This is a genomic window from uncultured Thomasclavelia sp. (assembly GCF_944324745.1).
GTDB lineage: Bacteria > Bacillota_I > Bacilli_A > Erysipelotrichales > Coprobacillaceae > Thomasclavelia.
In genome coordinates this window covers 1-18,659 of record NZ_CALUXO010000087.1, presented here as the reverse complement: position 1 = coordinate 18,659, position 18,659 = coordinate 1, and the positions used below count along the sequence as shown (strand labels likewise).

General features: G+C 29.9%; 16 protein-coding genes. 7 read left to right on the top strand and 9 right to left on the bottom strand.

All coding sequences use genetic code 11. The features are described from left to right. Positions 1-3: 3 nt before the first annotated feature. On the top strand, positions 4-993 hold the full coding sequence (locus Q0K54_RS12500; RefSeq protein WP_294581711.1) for a D-isomer specific 2-hydroxyacid dehydrogenase family protein: 990 nt from the start codon (positions 4-6) through the stop codon (positions 991-993). A 96-nt stretch (positions 994-1,089) separates the two neighbouring features. Here Q0K54_RS12500 and Q0K54_RS12495 read toward each other — a convergent pair whose 3' ends face one another. Continuing rightward, a complete protein-coding gene (locus Q0K54_RS12495) occupies positions 1,090-2,232 on the bottom strand; it encodes a YgeY family selenium metabolism-linked hydrolase (RefSeq protein ID WP_294581710.1) in 1,143 nt (380 codons plus the stop codon). Beyond that, entirely contained in the window at positions 2,222-3,271 is a 1,050-nt protein-coding gene (locus Q0K54_RS12490; RefSeq protein ID WP_294581708.1) for a diaminopropionate ammonia-lyase, read from the bottom strand. The genes Q0K54_RS12495 and Q0K54_RS12490 overlap by 11 nt, the downstream gene beginning before the upstream one ends. A 106-nt stretch (positions 3,272-3,377) precedes the next feature. On the opposite strand from Q0K54_RS12490, the gene Q0K54_RS12485 reads away from it, so the two are divergent. From Q0K54_RS12485 to rfbB, 4 genes are all read left to right on the top strand, one after another. Next, positions 3,378-4,271, top strand: a complete 894-nt coding sequence (locus Q0K54_RS12485; RefSeq protein ID WP_294581707.1) for an AraC family transcriptional regulator — start codon at positions 3,378-3,380, stop codon at positions 4,269-4,271. A gap of 113 nt (positions 4,272-4,384) precedes the next feature. Further along, complete coding sequence (rfbA, locus tag Q0K54_RS12480; protein WP_294581705.1) at positions 4,385-5,266, top strand: glucose-1-phosphate thymidylyltransferase RfbA; 882 nt, start codon at positions 4,385-4,387, stop codon at positions 5,264-5,266. Between the two features lie 13 nt (positions 5,267-5,279). Next, complete coding sequence (rfbC, locus tag Q0K54_RS12475) at positions 5,280-5,855, top strand: dTDP-4-dehydrorhamnose 3,5-epimerase (protein ID WP_294581703.1); 576 nt, start codon at positions 5,280-5,282, stop codon at positions 5,853-5,855. Then, a complete protein-coding gene (gene rfbB, locus Q0K54_RS12470) occupies positions 5,856-6,881 on the top strand; it encodes a dTDP-glucose 4,6-dehydratase (protein WP_294581702.1) in 1,026 nt (341 codons plus the stop codon). 218 nt (positions 6,882-7,099) lie between these two features. On the opposite strand, the gene Q0K54_RS12465 is transcribed toward rfbB, so the two are convergent. From Q0K54_RS12465 to Q0K54_RS12450, 4 genes are all read right to left on the bottom strand, one after another. Continuing rightward, the gene (locus tag Q0K54_RS12465) at positions 7,100-8,629 is read right to left on the bottom strand and encodes a L,D-transpeptidase family protein (RefSeq protein WP_294581701.1); all 1,530 of its coding nucleotides are present in this window, start codon (positions 8,627-8,629) and stop codon (positions 7,100-7,102) included. A gap of 300 nt (positions 8,630-8,929) precedes the next feature. Further along, a complete protein-coding gene (locus Q0K54_RS12460; protein ID WP_294581699.1) occupies positions 8,930-9,769 on the bottom strand; it encodes a hypothetical protein in 840 nt (279 codons plus the stop codon). 147 nt (positions 9,770-9,916) lie between these two features. Then, positions 9,917-11,425 (bottom strand): LCP family protein, encoded by a 1,509-nt coding sequence (locus Q0K54_RS12455; RefSeq protein ID WP_294581696.1) that lies wholly within the window; start codon positions 11,423-11,425, stop codon positions 9,917-9,919. Between the two features lie 93 nt (positions 11,426-11,518). Continuing rightward, positions 11,519-13,030 carry an LCP family protein gene (locus Q0K54_RS12450; RefSeq protein ID WP_294581695.1) on the bottom strand — a complete coding sequence of 504 codons (1,512 nt, stop codon included), beginning with the start codon at positions 13,028-13,030 and terminating at the stop codon, positions 11,519-11,521. Positions 13,031-13,253: 223 nt separating this feature from the next. Between Q0K54_RS12450 and Q0K54_RS12445 the strand changes: the two genes are divergently transcribed. Then, a complete protein-coding gene (locus Q0K54_RS12445; RefSeq protein WP_294581693.1) occupies positions 13,254-14,357 on the top strand; it encodes a transglutaminase domain-containing protein in 1,104 nt (367 codons plus the stop codon). A 198-nt stretch (positions 14,358-14,555) separates the two neighbouring features. Further along, positions 14,556-15,371 (top strand): sporulation transcription factor Spo0A, encoded by an 816-nt coding sequence (gene spo0A, locus Q0K54_RS12440; protein WP_294581691.1) that lies wholly within the window; start codon positions 14,556-14,558, stop codon positions 15,369-15,371. Between the two features lie 32 nt (positions 15,372-15,403). On the opposite strand, the gene Q0K54_RS12435 is transcribed toward spo0A, so the two are convergent. The 3 genes from Q0K54_RS12435 to istA form a co-directional block, all read right to left on the bottom strand. Beyond that, positions 15,404-16,159: a sporulation initiation factor Spo0A C-terminal domain-containing protein gene (locus Q0K54_RS12435; RefSeq protein ID WP_294581689.1), complete on the bottom strand. Its 756-nt coding sequence runs from the start codon at positions 16,157-16,159 to the stop codon at positions 15,404-15,406. 439 nt (positions 16,160-16,598) lie between these two features. Next, entirely contained in the window at positions 16,599-17,375 is a 777-nt protein-coding gene (gene istB, locus Q0K54_RS12430) for an IS21-like element helper ATPase IstB (RefSeq protein WP_087303535.1), read from the bottom strand. Positions 17,376-17,377: 2 nt separating this feature from the next. Further along, a partial coding sequence (istA, locus tag Q0K54_RS12425) for an IS21 family transposase (protein WP_294581688.1) occupies positions 17,378-18,659 on the bottom strand: 1,282 nt, incomplete at its 5' end.

Genomic DNA, 18,659 nt, shown 5'->3' with positions numbered 1-18,659 from the left:
TTTATGAAAATATACGCATTTGAAGTTCGCGACGACGAAGTAGCCTATTTTAAACAATTAGAAAAACAACTTAATTTAAAAATAACTTTAACTAATGAATTACTAACTAAACAAACATTAAACTTAGTTAGTGATTATGATGCCATCACTATTCTTGGTCAAAGCCAATTAGATCAGGAAATGTTATTAAAGCTGCAACAACATAACATCAAATATATTGCCACGAGAACTATCGGTTATAATCATATTGATATTAAAACGGCTAATCAATTAGGCATTAAAGTTTGTAATGCCAATTATCCACCAACCGGAGTTGCTGACTATACAATAATGTTGATCTTGCTAGTAATTCGTAATTACAAACCAGCATTATGGCGCGGTCAAGTTTATGATTATTCATTGACTGGTTTATGTGGACGTGAGATGGATGATTTGACAATTGGAATTATTGGAACCGGAAGAATTGGGGCCACAGTTATTAAAAAGTTATCAGGATTTGGTTGTAAGATCCTAGCTTATGACAATTATACTAATCCTGAAGTTACTAAATATGCAACGTATTGTGATTTAGAAACAATTTATCAAAAATGTGATGTTATTTCTTTACATGTCCCATTACTTGATTCGACTTATCATCTAATAAATAAAGACTCAATTGCTAAAATGAAAGATGGAGTAATTTTAATTAATTGTGCCCGTGGTGAATTGATGAAAATCGATGATTTGATTGATGCCATTGAAAATCGTAAAATTGGCGGTCTAGGACTGGATACAGTGGAAACTGAAGAAGGTTTGATTCATATCGATCATCGCAATGATATTTTAAATAATCGAGGAATCCATTATTTAAGACAGTTTCCAAATGTCGTCATGACACAGCATATGGCTTTTTATACTGATAAAGCTGTTAAAAGTATGGTCATTAATGCTGTTGAGGGAATTGTTTTGATGGCAACTAATGGAATTTATAAAACAATGATAACAGAAAAATAACATGGCACAACCAAATAAATCACTATTAAAGAATATGGAAATTATCAGCTATGTTAACTAAAAAAAATAACATCCTGTTTAAACAGGATGTTTTTATTATAATTCTTTAATTAATTCGCTATATACTAAACAAGCTTCTTCAATCTGGGTGATTTCAATATGTTCATTTTGCATGTGGGCCAATTTATAGTCACCTGGTCCAAAACCGATAGTAGGAATATTCATTGATACAGGAGTAATGGCATTAGTTCCAAAATCCCAAAAATCAAATTTTTCTGGTTCATGGTGATATACGTTAGTATAAGCTTTAGACAAAGCTTTTGTTAGGGGATGATCTTTTTCAATTATCCATGGCTCATGCATTGGGATATATTCCAGTTTTTCCCCTTTCCAGCTAGTATGTGATAATTTACCAACTTCCCATGAAGCATCTTTTTCAGCAATTAATTGTTCCATTTCTGTAGCAACTTGTTTTAAGCTTTCATTTAACGCCAAACGCCGATCTAAATAAATAGAACATTCACTTGGTACCGCATTTAATGAGGCACTTATTGATGAAATATTCGATAAAACAATTGTTCCATGCTGACTACCTGTTTGATTTAACTGATTATTTAATTTTTCAACCCGCTCAATTATTTCGGCCATTTCATAAATAGCATTTTTCCCCTTTTCGGGAGCACTACCATGAGCAGAGACACCATGAGTCGTAATTCTAATTTGCGCCTTTCCTTTATGTCCTAAAGTAATGATATTGTTACTTGGTTCACAAATGATACAATAATCTGGTCTGATATTTAGCTCTTGATACAAATGCTGTAAATTAACCCCATCGCAATATTCTTCACAAACCGTAGCTGTAACATAAACTGTTTTATCTTTTAAGTATCCCTTATCTTTAGCAAGTTTGACAGCGTATATACTGGCACCTAAAGCTGATTTCATATCAACGCTACCTCTTCCCCATAAAACACCATTAACGATTTTTCCTGAAAATGGAGGTTCTTGCCATAAATCACCATCATTTACTTCAACTGTATCCATATGACTGTCAAATTGGATAATTTTAGCTCCATTTCCCATTTTTCCAATAACATTTCCAGTTGTATCAATCATCACATCATCATAACCCAGTTTTACCATCTCATCATAAATAAAATGGGCCATTTTTTCTTCTTGATCAGAATAACTTGGTATTTGTATTGCCTTACTGACAAAATTTAATAATTCATTTTTCATCTTGTAACTCTCCTTCACTATTTATTACTAAAATCACTGAATTATGATCAATTTTAAATATCTCCCTATTTTCTTTTAAAATTCTTTCAGCTAATCCTAAACCAACCGCTCCTGATTCACCAGCAGAAAATTTTTGATCATTGCCAATAGGATTTTTAGCCCGATTCATTCCTTGAATCGTTATTTGATCTTGGCATTTAATTAACCAGGTCGCATAAGCCCCGATTAATTTTAAAGCTATCGAATTAGCCTCACCACAATTCAATCCAGCCATTATTGTTTGGGGATTTCCTTTAATGGAACAATTTTGGTTATTTTTAATTGATTCATAAATACAAGGACAACAATCAGCCTCGATAACTCCAATATACGGAATGTCAAAATTCTGGTTAGCTAAATACCAGATTATACCACCGGCTAATGAACCAACTCCAGCTTGAATAAAAACATGTGTCGGTTTTTCTTCCATTTGACTTAAAGCTTCACTAATTAAAGTTATATAACCTAACATGATATCTTTTACAATTTTAGTATTATCCCCAATAATAGTATCCTGGATTAAATGATAATGATGTTTTTTGGCAAAATCATCTGCATATCTAACTGTATCATCGTAATTCATCTTAGTTACATAAACTTTTGCACCGTATTTTTCGATTGCTTTAACTCGTCTGACTTCACTACCTTCAGGCATAAATATAATTACTTGATAATGATTGATCATTCCCATCCAAGCTAACGCCTTTCCATGATTACCATCAGTACAAGCTACTAAAACCGGATTTTTTTCCTTTAAATTTCTTAGTGCATAACTGACACCTAGACCTTTAAAGGCATTTAAATTAAAACGATAGGCTTCATCTTTAATATACATTGCTTTTATTTGGTAATATTTGGCAAAATCTGTCCATGAATATAGTGGTGTAACTTGGTATTGAGACATTGCTTGATGATAATTTATCACTTCATCAAAGTCAGTACTTAAATTATCAGGATTATCAAAACTAGCTCTTTTATTTTCATAAAAACTATAATTCAATTTTATCCCCCTCTCCCTAAATAATATTATATTGACTTTACTATACTAAAAATATCATAATATAACTAAATTATATAACTATATTCTTTTTTTGATGGAGGTCTCTATGCAAATCTATAATATAAATTTTGATCACGACAAAAAAGAAACTACTCAACATGGAACCCTTGATTTCCCCTTAGCCATCTACACTACTCGAATTAATAAAAATATTTTGGGGTTTATTGATTGGCACTGGCATCAAGAATTACAATTTTGTTTAGTCACTGCTGGCCAAGTTGAATTTCATATCAACCAGGAAACGATAGTCTTAACCAAAGATGAAGGACTTTTTATCAATTCCAAACAATTGCATCAAATAAAAAATTACCAAGATATTGATAGTAGCTATATTTGTTTTGATTTTGATTCTAAACTGATTTCTAGTTTTTCTGGTAGTATTATCAATAATAAATATGTCGAACCATATGTCGAAAATTCTGCCATCCAATACTGTACTTTTAAACAAGAAATTAACTGGCAAAAAGAAATTATTATTCTATTAAAACAAATATATTTTGAATATATAAAAGATGCTTCTAATCAACTAACAATCTTAATATCATTACAACAAATCTGGAATCATTTATATACTTTTTATTTTTCAACATTATCTTATCAGCCATTGATTAATAATAATCAATTAATTAAAAATATTATTAATTATATTAACTGTCATTACTTTGAAAATATTAGTCTTGAAGAAATTGCCAAAATAGTCAATCTGTCTAAAAGTCACTGTTGTAAAGAATTTAAACAGGCAATGGGCTGTACTATTTTTGAATACATCATCAACTATCGCTTGTTACAAGCTACTAAGCTGCTATTAACTACTGACAATACTATCACTGAAATTGCTTATCAGTGTGGTTTTAACAGCTCCAGCTATTTTATTAAACATTTTAAAGCTAAAACCAAGATATCACCAAATCAATATCGTAAGAAAAATAAAACAGCCTGATAATTGAGTTATATTTCAGCTAAAATGCCAATAATATAAGAAAATATCAATATTTTCTTGACCATAACGTTACGTAAGGGTTTAATATAAACATGTATATAAGGAGGCTTTATATGAAAGGTATCGTATTAGCAGGAGGATCAGGAACTAGATTATATCCTCTTACTCAAGTAACAAGTAAACAATTATTACCAATTTATGACAAACCAATGATTTATTATCCATTAAGTATTTTAATGGACGCTGGAATCAAAGATATTTTAATTATCTCAACACCTGATGATACTCCAAGATTTGAAGAGTTATTAGGTGATGGTAGTCAATTTGGTATTTCGCTACAATATAAGGTGCAACCTTCTCCAGATGGATTAGCTCAAGCCTTTATTTTAGGTGAAGAATTCATTGATGGTGATGCTTGTGCCATGATCTTAGGTGATAATATTTTCCATGGTCATGGTTTAACAAAACGTTTAAGACAAGCAGCCAATAAAGAAAGTGGTGCAACTGTATTTGGATATTATGTTGATGATCCTGAAAGATTTGGGGTTGTTGAATTTGATGAAAATGGACATGCTGTTTCATTAGAAGAAAAACCAGCTCATCCTAAATCAAACTATGCCGTAACTGGTTTATATTTCTATGATAATAAAGTAGTTGAATACGCAAAAAGTATTAAACCAAGTGCTCGTGGTGAATTAGAAATTACCGATCTTAATAAAATTTATTTGGAAAACGGAAATCTTGATGTTACTTTATTAGGACAAGGTTTCACTTGGTTAGATACCGGAACTCACGAAAGTTTAGTTGATGCGACTAACTTTGTTAAAACTGTAGAAACACATCAAAATCGTAAGATTGCATGTCTTGAAGAAATTGCTTATAATAATGGCTGGATTTCTAAAGAACAGTTAAATTCATCTTATGAGTTATATAAGAAAAACCAATATGGTAAATACTTAAAAGATGTATTAGACGGTAAATTTATTGATCAATAAAAGGAGTGGTTATATGAAAGCAATTGAAACTAAAATACCTGGTGTTTTAATTATCGAAACAGATGTTTTTGGAGATCATCGAGGATATTTTACTGAAACATATTCTAAACCTAAATATGAAAAATTAGGAGTTACTGTTGACTTTGTTCAAGACAACATGTCATTTAGCGCTCAAAAGGGAACTTTAAGAGGTTTACATTGGCAAAATCCGCCTTATGCTCAATCTAAATTAGTTTCTTGTACTAAAGGAAAAGTAATTGATGTCGCTGTAGATATTCGTAAAGGTAGCCCTACTTATGGTCAATGGGTATCAGTAGAATTAAGCGAAGAAAATCATCGTCAATTCTTTATTCCTCAAGGATTTGCTCACGGATTTTTAACTTTGACAGAAAATGTTGAATTTAGATATAAAGTAGATAATGTATACAACAAAGAATCTGAAGGTGGTATGCGTTATGATGATCCTACTTGTAATGTTGACTGGGGTAAATTATTAGACGGAATTGAACCAGTATTAAGTGAAAAAGATATGACTGGTCCTACCCTTGAAGAATCAAATAATCAATTTGTATATGAAGGAGATAAATAAATGAAAATTTTAGTAACTGGCGGTGCCGGATTTATTGGTGGAAACTTTGTTCATTATATGGTTAATAAATATCCAGAAGATATGATTGTTAATTTAGATTTATTAACATATGCTGGAAATTTAGAGACATGTAAACCTGTAGAAGGAAAACCAAACTATAAATTTGTAAAAGGGGATATTGCTGATCGTAAATTCATCTTTGATTTATTTGAAAAAGAAAAATTTGATGTAGTTGTAAACTTTGCAGCTGAATCACATGTTGATAGAAGTATTACTGATCCAGAAATCTTTGTTAAAACAAATGTAATGGGAACAACAACATTATTAGATGCATCTAAAGAATTTGGAGTAAAAAGATATCATCAAGTATCTACTGATGAAGTTTATGGTGATTTACCATTAGATCGTCCAGATCTATTCTTTACGGAAACAACACCATTACATACATCTAGTCCATATAGTTCTTCAAAAGCATCAGCTGATTTATTTGTATTAGCTTATCATCGTACTTATGGTTTACCAGTAACTATTTCTAGATGTTCTAACAACTATGGTCCATATCATTTCCCAGAAAAGCTAATTCCTCTAATGATTTCAAGAGCATTAGCTGATGAAGAATTACCAGTTTATGGTAAAGGAGATAATGTTCGTGACTGGTTACACGTTTATGATCACTGTGTTGCTATCGACTTAATTATTAGAAAAGGTCGTGTTGGTGAAGTTTATAACGTTGGTGGACATAATGAAAGAACTAACTTAGAAGTTGTTAAAACAATTTTAAAAGCTTTAAATAAACCAGAATCATTAATTAAATTTGTTGAAGATCGTAAAGGACATGACCGTCGTTATGCTATTGATCCAACAAAACTAGAAACAGAACTTGGATGGAAACCAAAATATAACTTTGATACCGGAATTCAACAAACTATTCAATGGTATCTAGATAACAAAGAATGGTGGCAAAACATCTTATCTGGTGAATATCAAAATTATTTTGAAAAAATGTACGCTGGAAAAGTAAAATAAGACATAGTTAACCAGAAATCAGTATAATGATTTCTGGTTTTTATTTTGTCTTTTTAAAACTATTACCAACATTTCCTTAATTTAAATCTTTATTTATAAACAATTTTTTAAACAACCCCCATAGCACCTATTCTAATATTTAATGATTTTTATCTCTAAAATACTCATAAAAAAAGCAGTAACAAAATTCGTTACTGCCATAAGATAAAACTATCAAATTAATAATGAATAAATACTGGATCACCAATACTTATTAATTGATATAATTGAGCGGCATCACTTTCTTGTAAATTCAAACAACCATGTGATCCCCGAGTTTTATATAGATCTGGAGTCCATCTACCCCAATCACTACGATCTAACGCATGATATCCAGTACCAGTCCACATAATTCGAATCCAATATTTAACCGGTGTTTCATAATCTTCACCGACTAAAACTTTTTCTGGCTTCTTTTCTTTAATATACCAGACACCAGTTCTAGTAATTCGGCTATTATCAGCTGTTGGCAAACCACTTACACAAATACAGCTATAAGCTAATTCACCATTTTTATAAACATAGACTCTTTGTTCCGTTAAATCGATTTCACTATAATTTTGAGTGTCCCAATCGTTTTCAAAATTTTTATAATCTTTTTTATAACCTTCATTTGAATACTCAGGTTTTAATGTCGTAGTTAATGCTTTCTGATTTTTATCACTAGGATTATCAATATAAGCATTGATTAATGAACTATCAGTTTCTTCTGTTATCGCATTATAAGCTTGTTCAACTGCTTTATCATAATCAATTCGCCAACCATAATCCCCACCAGAAATCTGGATTACATTACCTGAATGAGTCGTAAAATTACGTTCTTTTCCAACTGTTCGATATTTTAAACAAAATGCTTCAACCCATTCTTCCATCGCATCTTGATCAAGAACGACTTCACCTGCATCGTTAGTACTCAACCAATCTTTAATATCTTCAGGTGTCATGGTTTCAACAGTATCTTCACCCATATCCCAACTTACCCAATTTAAAAGATAGTTGTTATAGGTTGCCAACATTTCTTGCAATTTATCATCATCTAAATTTGCTGTTGGTTGTTGATAAGCTTCATTATGATCACTTAAATCTAATCTGACAGCAATTTGACTTATTGATTGATTGATTAATGTATTTAACTGTTCTAAATTAATTTGATTTCCAACTGTAGCCTCGACGATTTTACCACTTTTAGTATCTTCATCATATGTAATATAAGCATTAGTCGAAGCAACAATAGGATTCCCTTCAGTACCAGTAACTAAAGCTGAGTTATTTACAATGTTATTTAATGTATCTTGATTATAAGTTACATCAAAGCTTAAGTCATGATCATGATTTCCCAAAAAACCAAAAATACTTCTTTGACTTTTATGATCATCAAAATCTTGTTTAAGAATATCTGTATACTGGGCTGATAACTCTATTTCATTACCGTTAACATTAACCGATAATCCATCTTTTCCAACTACATCTAGTGAATAATCTTCTAATTGATCAGCAAAAGCATCTTCACTTTCTAGATATGTCATATTAGAAACATCAACGCCGTTTATTACTGTATTAGGATACCAGCGATTACTATAGTAAACATTTACAAAGATTAAAAGTAATACTATCGCCGCTATTAATCCAATAATAATTTTCATGTGATTTTTTATTTTTAATTCACTTGGCTTTAATTTAGCTAAAATATTAATTAATTTATCTTTCAAATACTATCTCCCCTTACGAAACTAAACAATAATTCTAATCAATTATAGCACAAAAAAATTATGTTTCAATTAATTCTCATAATTAACAAAAAAATCCCATTTATTGCTATAAAACTAATAATCTAATTAATATTTTATTACTTTTTTCTACTAAATTATGTAATATATATTACAATTTTATTAACCTTTTCATAAACTTAAATTTCCTTATCAAGTAAAGAATTTTAATCTTATTTTAAATAAAACGGTATATAAAAAAGTTGTTAAAAACAACTTTTTATTAAACCATATTTAATATTACTACTCAAATATTTTCCGTTTAAATTCATTATAACTTAATTCATCTAATATTAAATCTAATCCTCGTTTTAACTGTTCACTATTACACTTTTCTATCCAGGTATTATCATAACCAAAATATTTCTTATTCATCAATTGCAGCAAAGTATTAATCTTTTCCATTTTTCGCCCCATTTTCTCACCTTGCAATTCACGTTTCTTTCCAAATTCTTCAAATACACCACACATCTTTTCTATTCCCTCACTTTCTTCTTTTAAATATCTTACTCGTTTAGCTAGCTCTTTAAAATACATCTTTTCAGGATTTGTTTCCTTAAAATCATGAATCAGTTTCCCAATATCACTGCTGGTATCTTCATATTGCCCATTGACATAGATCTTAATTATCCCACTGTCTACTATCTCATTAGTTTCATAGATTATTTCACTAACATGATATATCGGCAAGCCTTTTTTAAAGACATCTTCTTTACAGATAAATATAACTACAATATTATGTAATTTAGTAAATTCATCACCAGGATTTGAAATATAGGCATCGATTAAACTGCTATGAAATCTGGCTCTTTTTAAAGCAGCTCTTATTTTCTTTTGTTCGATTTCTAAATTATAGCTGTTCTTTGAATTCGTTGCAAAGATATCCATGATGATACTTCTTCCCTGCAGATTTTTTAGATTTTTTTGCAGCTGATATTCATTAATATTGATATTTTCTTGGTCTAAGATTATCTGCAGGATTTTTTCGATACATTTTTTATCATCAAAAACAACCATTGCAAACTGATCATCAAATAATACTAAGCGATTAATTTCAGCTGCATATTTATTAACTAGTGTCACTTTATCACCACCTTTATATATTCAGGTAGTTTTCTTTCTTAAATTATATTATATGAATTATCAAAATACTACCTGTCATTATATTTATATTCCATAAATTTCTATATTTCTTTTCAAATGAAAAAAAGCGAAAGCTAAAACTTTCGCTTATTCAAGTCCTGAAACATCATCATCTGTTATTACTTGACCACTTTCAATTTTATTAATGACAGCTTTAATATCTTCCAACTTATCTTCATCAGGAATAGTTACATAAGTTCTTTGACCTTTTTGAGAATATGTCTTATATGTGTACTCAGGATCTCCAGTTACCTGAACATTAAACATCTCCCAGCTGGCCATGTCATCTAGTTGCATATTAATCAAAGCTCTAATATCATCACTTGCCATATCAGTTTCAAAGGTTCCTTCAATTGCTGAAAGAATATTATTGTAATTAGTGATAATAGTTGATGACATTGCTTTATCTAAAATGGCTTTTAATAATTTCTGTTGATTCTTACCACGATCAAAATCTCCGTTTGGTAAAGCATAACGTTCTCTAACGAAACATAATGCCTTATCACCGTCCATTTCATTTTTACCTTTAACGATTTGGTAATTACCATGTAATGTAGTAAAAGCATAATCTGAATTAACAGTAACGCCACCTAAAGCATCGATAATATTTGTAATACCACTAAAATTAGTTTTAGCATAATAGTTAACTTCTAAATCTAAGAAATCTTCCAAGGTCTGTATAGTTTCATTGATACCATACATAGCCGAATGAGTAATTTTATCCATTTGCCCATTCATATGTAAATTAACCTGAGTATCACGAGGAATACTTACCATTAATATTTGTTTTTCAATTGGATTTACACAAACTAATAAATTAACATCAGCTCTGGAAATACTACTAACTGATCCATAAGTATCAATACCGGTCAAATAAACAATAAATGGCTTTTTAGTAACATTAGTTTTAGTAGTAACAGAGTTAATATTTTCAGTTATTTCATATTGATAAATAACTTTAGTTTCATCACTAAAACTTTCATGATTTGTTTCTAGATTGCTTAAAAATGATTGATCAGCAATAATACAATCGACATCATTATTATATAATGCATCTGCTAGCGAAGTATAATTGTCATAATTTGTTTCATCTAAGTGCGACCCTAATTCATCATATAATTTATTAAGCGTTTCTTTAATACTGGCATTGCTAGTATTATAATCGACACCAATCGATTTATCTTTTAAATCATCAACATTTTCAATTTCACTATCTTTCATTACATAAACTGCAATTACTCTGGTTTGGGTAAAGGCATTAGTAATGTTATTTAAAAAATCATTTCCTCTAGAAGCAAAAACACTGACCGTAATCATAAATACAGAAAGAACAATACTTGTTAGTTTACTAATAAATATTTTAAATCTTTTCCCTGTTCTTCTTTTTTTACGAGCACCTGCTGTTATCCAGATAACTTCCCCTAAAAATAAGAAAATAACGATGACCACTAAAATAAGATAATATCTAAGCGGCAACATCTTTAAAATGTATATATATCCCAAGAATACAATAGAAGCAATTAATTGGAGTGTTAAAATGACACCCTTTGATAAAAGCTTTGAAAATATTCCCTTCTTTTTTCTTCTTGACTTCATTTTTTCACCTCATTGTATCTTATATAATAACATATTGTCATGTCATAATATAGCTGTAATTGTTGGAAAAAAATTAGAGCTTACAAGTAAGCTCTAACCTTGGTAATCATTTATTTCTTCAATATCATCATTGCTGATTCTTTCCCCAGCTTCGATTTTATCGATTACATCTTTAATCATGCTTAGTTGTTTTTTATAAGGCTTCATGACGTAAACCTTTTGGCCACTCATTGAATAAGTTTCATCAGTTTGATATCCTTCACCTGCAACTTGAATATCATAAACTTCCCATTCAGCCATATCATCTAATTGCATATTGATTAATGATCTAATTTCATCACTAGACATATCTGTTTCAAAACATCCTTCGATAGCACTTAAGATATTATCAAAGTTTGTAATAATTCTAGCTGACATAGCTTTATCAAGCATAGCTTTTAATAGTTTTTGTTGATTCTTACCACGGTCGAAATCACCATTTGGTAAAGAATAACGCTCTCTAACAAAACATAATGCCTTATCGCCATCCATTTCATTTTCACCTTTTACAATTTCATAATTACCATGTAATGTTGTAAAAGCATAATCTGAATCAACTGTAACTCCACCTAATGCATCGATAATATTAGTGATACCACTAAAATTAGTTCTAGCGAAATAATTGATTTGGACATCTAAGAAATCTTCGATTGTACTAATTGTTTCACTAGTACCATAAATACCAGTATGCGTTAATTTATCCATTTCACCATTTCGATGAAGTTCAATTTCACAATCACGTGGGATACTTGTCATCAAAATTTGTTTTTCAATTGGATTGACAGAAACAATTAAGTTAACATCGCTACGAGCAACAGTATTAACTGAACCGTAAGTATCAATACCAGTTACATATACCGTGAAGGTATTTTCAGTTACGTTTGTTTGTTTAGTTGTTACTGATAATTTAGATTCATATTCATAAGATTTAATGATCTTAGTATCATCATCAAAACTTTCATGATTAGCTTCTAACATTGGCTTATATTCTTGACCAACCACAATTGCATCAACTTCACCATTATATAAAGCATCAGCTAATCCAGTATAATCATCATATCTTGTAATATCATCTTGTTCACCGATTTCATTTTCGATATCGGCAATTGCCTTAGTTATCGTTGTTGTATCATATTGATAAGATACTCCAAATTTAGCACCATTTAAATCACTTAATTTATTGGCTTTACTATCCTTCATTGTAATTACAGAAACCAAATAATTTTGAGTTGTTGCTTCTGTAACATTGTCAAAGAAACTATTACCTCTAACAACAAAGCTAGAAGCCACCATTAATAAAATACTCATTAATAAACTTATTACTTTAGTAATAATTGATCTTTTACTTCGCTGACCTTCGTTAATTTTCTTTTGTCCACTTCTCATAATAAAGAAGAAGATAATAATTAATAAACATAATCCAGCACAGCCTCCAATTATATATCTATTTGGAACCATATTTGTTCCATATACTAAATATGTAAATACTGCGGTCGCGATTAACTGTACTGCCAAAATTAAATATTTCGAAGTTATGAATTTTATAAATTTATTACTTGTCTTCATGCAGGCCTCCTATTTTAGTACATTTATGTACTTTTTACCGTTAAATAATATCATATTCTTTTTTATAATACAAATTTATGTCCAAATTAAATAAAAAAATAAGAAAAATGTAAGATTTTCTTTCTTGACAACATAAAATATCCGCAAATATTAAGAATATAAACACTAAAATTCATTATCATGCTATAATTATTAATATTTATAAAGAAAGCAGGTTTTGTTTATGAAAAAAATAATTATCACTTTTTTATCACTAATTCTATTAACTGGATGTTCGTTTTTTCAAAACGATGATTCAAATTTGCAGCCAGCTAATGAACAAAAAACAATTGAACTATATCAAGAAACTAATTACTCTTATTATTACCAATCATTAGATGATGATGAAAAAGAATTATATACTGAAATTTATAATTGCCTAACTAATTATGATAATAAAACAGAGATTAATACTGCTGATTACGATACTGTTTCAAAAATAAATGATTATGTTCTTTATGATCATCCTGAAATTTTTTATTTAAATTATTATGAAATTCAAAACCAGGTCAGTCATTACTACTATCTTCCTAAGTATTCATATACTGAAAATGAAGTTACTGATTTAACCAATCAATTAGAAACTGTTCGTAATGATTTTATTAATTCATTAGATAGTAGTTTATCTGACTACGATAAACTCAAGGCTGTTTATAACTTTGTTATTGAAAAAAGTACTTATGTAGAAGGAGCTAAAGACAATCAGCAAGTTACTAGTGCTTTAATTTATGGAAATACTGTTTGTAGTGGTTATGTTAAAGCGATTCAATACTTGTGTGATGGTCTAAATATTAATACAGCATATATCGTTGGTAAACCATTAGTACAAACTACTGAAAATACTGAATATCATGCCTGGAATTTGGTTGTCTTGGAAGATGATTATTACTATATTGATGCTACCTGGGGTGATTATGTTGATGATAATAACAGCTTCACAATGTATTCATATTTTATGTTTGATTCTAATGATATGCTTAAACTTTATCAACCAACTGATAAATATGAAACTACTAAAACTAACACATACTGTTATTTTAATCATGATGGTTATTATAATAATACTTATGATTTATCAAATTTATCTTCAATGGTCAGAAAATATCAAAATACCAATATTCAATGGATGGAATTCAAATTCAGTGATGATTGTTATCAAAAAGCAAAATCTAGCTTAATTGATCAACAAGAGATGTTTGATTTATTTGATAACTTTGCCTCTGGTCAATATCAGATTAATTATATCTATCTTGATAATTTGAATGTTTTAATCTTTAAATTAGCATAAATTTCATGTTTGACATCATTCGTGTTTATCTATAAAAATTCGTGATTTTAACACGAATTTGCGCGAAAACTTTCTTGTATCTTTAAAGGATATTTGCGAGTTTTCTAAATTAAAAATTATCTTTTTATAATCCCTTTTCACTTTAAAACTGTATAAATATAATAAATTTTGTCACTAAAACGAAAGGGGAATATAGAGATGACAGACGTAAAAAAGTATACCGTATACATTTTAGAAGAAAACAAGGATTTATTGAATAATATTAAAGAGAGCTTAATCGCCACTAATAATTTTACGGTTATTGGTACTAGTGATAATGCTACAGCATGTTTAAATTATTTATCTAATAATAGTTGTGATCTTTTAATTATCGACTTAATGTTAAGTAATATTGATGGCATTGGTGTATTGAATAAGTTAAAGGAAATAAATAATCGTGCTTATAATAAAGTCGTATGTATTACTAGTTTTACTAATCCATTAATATGTGAATCATTAGAAAAGTTAAATGTCAGCTATTGTTTTAAACAACCATTTGATTTAAATTATTTTACTGCAACATTAAATTCTATTATGAAAATAACTTTAGAAGACATAAAAATGATGTCTCAAGATGAATCCGAAAAATATCAAAAGATTAAATTAGAAAATGAAATTACGGATATCCTGCATGAAGTTGGTATTCCAGCTCATATTAAAGGATATATGTATTTAAGAACTGCAATTCTATCAACTTATTATAATATTGAACTATTAGGTCAAGTTACAAAAGTTTTATATCCTGATATTGCACGCCAATATAGTACAACTGCTTCACGTGTTGAAAGAGCTATTCGCCATGCAATTGAAGTAGCATGGAATCGTGGAAATACTGATGCTATTGATGATATCTTTGGTTATACAGTTAGTGCTACTAAATCTAAACCTACTAACTCTGAGTTTATTGCTATGATTGCTGATAAATTACGATTAGAACATCAAACCAAAGCTGCTAGTCGTCATAGTTACTTATAAATATTTATCTAAAAGAATCATGAGAATTATTCTCAATGATTCTTTTTTTCGGTTAATAATTTATCAACAATTGTAGAAATAAATTCTGAATTACAGGGCCGATGTTTATAACGATACCCAAAAATATGTTCTAAGATATCTTTATTCCCATTTTCCCAGGTGTTTTTGATTGCATGGCGAATTGCCTGTTCTACTCTCGAGGCTGTTGTGCCATGGATTCTAGCAATTGTTGGATATAGTTCTTTAGTAATTTCACTTAATATATTTATATCCTCCATCACTAAATTAATACCTGTTTGCAAATAATAACAACCCTTTAAATGCCGCGGTATGCCTATTTTAGTCAATAAATCATGTATTTTATCTTCTATTTCTGTTTTTATTAATTGTCTATTTTCATTTGGATAATCTGACTCAATTAGTTTATGAATAACCTTTATCAAATAATCGTAGCTTAATGGCTTTTTAATATAATAATCAACATCTAGTTTTTCTAACTGTTCAAACATCATACTACTTGCAAAATCACTTGTACAAATAAGATACTGATAGGCGCCACTATTAACTTGATTAATCTTATTAATAACCCCAATACCGTCAATTTCCATTAAGATCAAATCAACAATTAATACATTACAACTATTTTTTGATAAATAATTAACACAATCACATCCGCTTTTAAAATCAGCTTTCAATAAACATTGTTCATCTTTACTTATTTGATTAACTAAATTATGTTTAAACTCTAAATCTTCAGTCAAAATAACTATCTTTGCTTCATTATCCATTTTCCTACTCAAATGTTATTAACATTTCTCCTCACTATAACTCTACCCCATATTTTTTCTTATTATCTACTTGGTATATTTATTCTATCCATATCATTTTTTTCCCCATTTTAAATTATCCCCCTTTCTCACAACAAAATGAATATATCAAATTTTTGTGCTTTTGAATATAAAACTTATGTGTATAACTTAAAATTCACAATTAAAATTAATAAATGCACTATTTTTCAAAATATTTGAGAGAAAAAATTACTATTTAATACAAGAAAATGCTCCATTTGTTTTATCATCGTCATGAAGATAACAAACGTGTCGATGTCAGAGAATCTGTTTATAGTTTTCTTAACAAGGTATTGATGCACTGCCCTGAAAAAAATTTTAAGATGGTAAGATACTGTTAATGTCAATATAAAATTTACCAAAAGTGTTAGTTTAATTTTCACCAGTTCTGGTTGTTATGATCATCATCTTCAATCATGGATATCTTATCCTTTGTTCGATATGACCTTCCTGTGATATTTATGATGTGTGAATGATGAATAAGTCTGTCTAAGATTGCATTCGCTAATACATTATCACCAAAAACCTCTCCCCATCGTGACAGTGATTTGTTGGTTGTTATGATTGTTGAATGTTTCTCATACCTTTTTGTTATCAATTGAAAAAGAAGATTCGATGATTCGCTATCCAGCGGAAGAAACCCTACCTCATCTATGATAAGTAGCTTATATTTTGCAAAGAATTTCAATCGTGTTTCTAGTCTGTTTTCTAGATGGGCTCTTTTTAGCTGTAGGATGAGATCATTGCAGTTTATGAAATATGTACTGTTTCTGTTTTTTGCTGCTTCTATTCCAATTGATGTCGCCAGATGTGTTTTTCCTACACCTGGGGTTCCAATGAGAAGAATATTTTCTGTTTTTTCCATAAATCTGAGATTTCTAAAATCAAGTATCTGCTCCTTGCTGATCGAAGGCTGATATGAAAAATCAAAATCCTCAAATGTTTTTATATATGGGAAATTGGCCACCTTCACGCATGCGTTCATCGCTCGTTCATTCCTAAGTTCCATTTCAAAATTAGTCAGTTCATATAGTGCTTCCACCATATCCTTCTTTCCTTCATTTACCATGCTTATATATGTATCTAAATATTCTCTTATGCGATCGAGCTTCAATGTTTCCAGATTGTTCATGAGCCTGTTATAGTTTGTTGCCATCCTTATTTACCTATCCTTTCAAGCAGTTTTAAATTTTCTTCTGCAATTGCATCGATATCTATATCCTTGTTGCAGATTGTATGATGCAGTGCCTCCTGATAATGATCGTGTTTGTAGTTGAATTTATTTTTGTTTATTTGATGTACTGTCACAAGTTCTGTGTTAAAATATACATAAAGTTTATTTTCAATTGGTACTAGCTTGACTCTTTTGTTGATAAACTTTGTAGGAACGGAATATCCAGATCCATTGTAGGTAACCAGTAGTGTTGGTGGCACTATCTGCGTAATGACATTATCTACATAGCTATCAAGCATCACTTTGTTTGGTAAGGGTCTGAGATATTCCTTTTCTTTTTCAAAGAGAACATGCGGCGGCATATTCGTTGTCTGATTGATGGTGTTATTGACTCGTCTATTGATCTTTTCAATAAGATGGATAAGTTCTTCTTCATTTTCAATCTCGCCATCATATGCATTCAGCCAGGAAATGAATCTGTTGGCTGATTCATCTTTTCCTTTTGTCTGTGGACTTCTTGTTTTGCATAGCCTTATCTTCATGCCGCTATCCTTTTCAAAGGCTCTGATTTTCTGATGCTTTCTTTTAGAGCCATTAGTAATGCTCACTACAGCTGTCATATTGTCAGTAAGTATATGTTCAGGGGTTCCTCCAAGCCTGTATAAGGTATCGATGATGCATCTAAGGAAGTCTTCAGTTGTTTTTCCTTTGGTATAGACAAATATATGTTCACGTGAATAGCCAAGTGTAGATGTCATGAGATTGAATTCTATGACTTCACCATGAATGGTCGTCATTCTAAGATTTTCTTTCCAGTCTACCTGCAATTGTTGGCCAGGCCTTGTTTCATATCTGACATGAGGCTTGACAGTTTTTTGTGGCTTCATATCACGTTTCCAAGTGTAATATTTAAAATTATTGTAAGTTCCGATATTGTCCTCACCATACCTGTCTAGAAGATACTCATATGCAGCACGTTTATGAACACCAGGCTTCTCAAACAATCTAGTGATTTCATCGCTATATTTATCCAGAATACTTTTTCTAGGTTTACGTTCCACTTTTTTTATTCCTCCTTCACGCCAGTATTTAGCTACTGTATGTCTATCCATATCGTAGATTCTGGCAAGTTCGCTAAAGTTTGGTTTAATATTCATTTGTTTCAAAATTAATAAATCTCCTATAATATTTCTTTCCATAATAATCTCCTGTATTTGAATACAGAAGATTCTATCAAAAAAGATAACCTTAGGATAGTTTTTCATT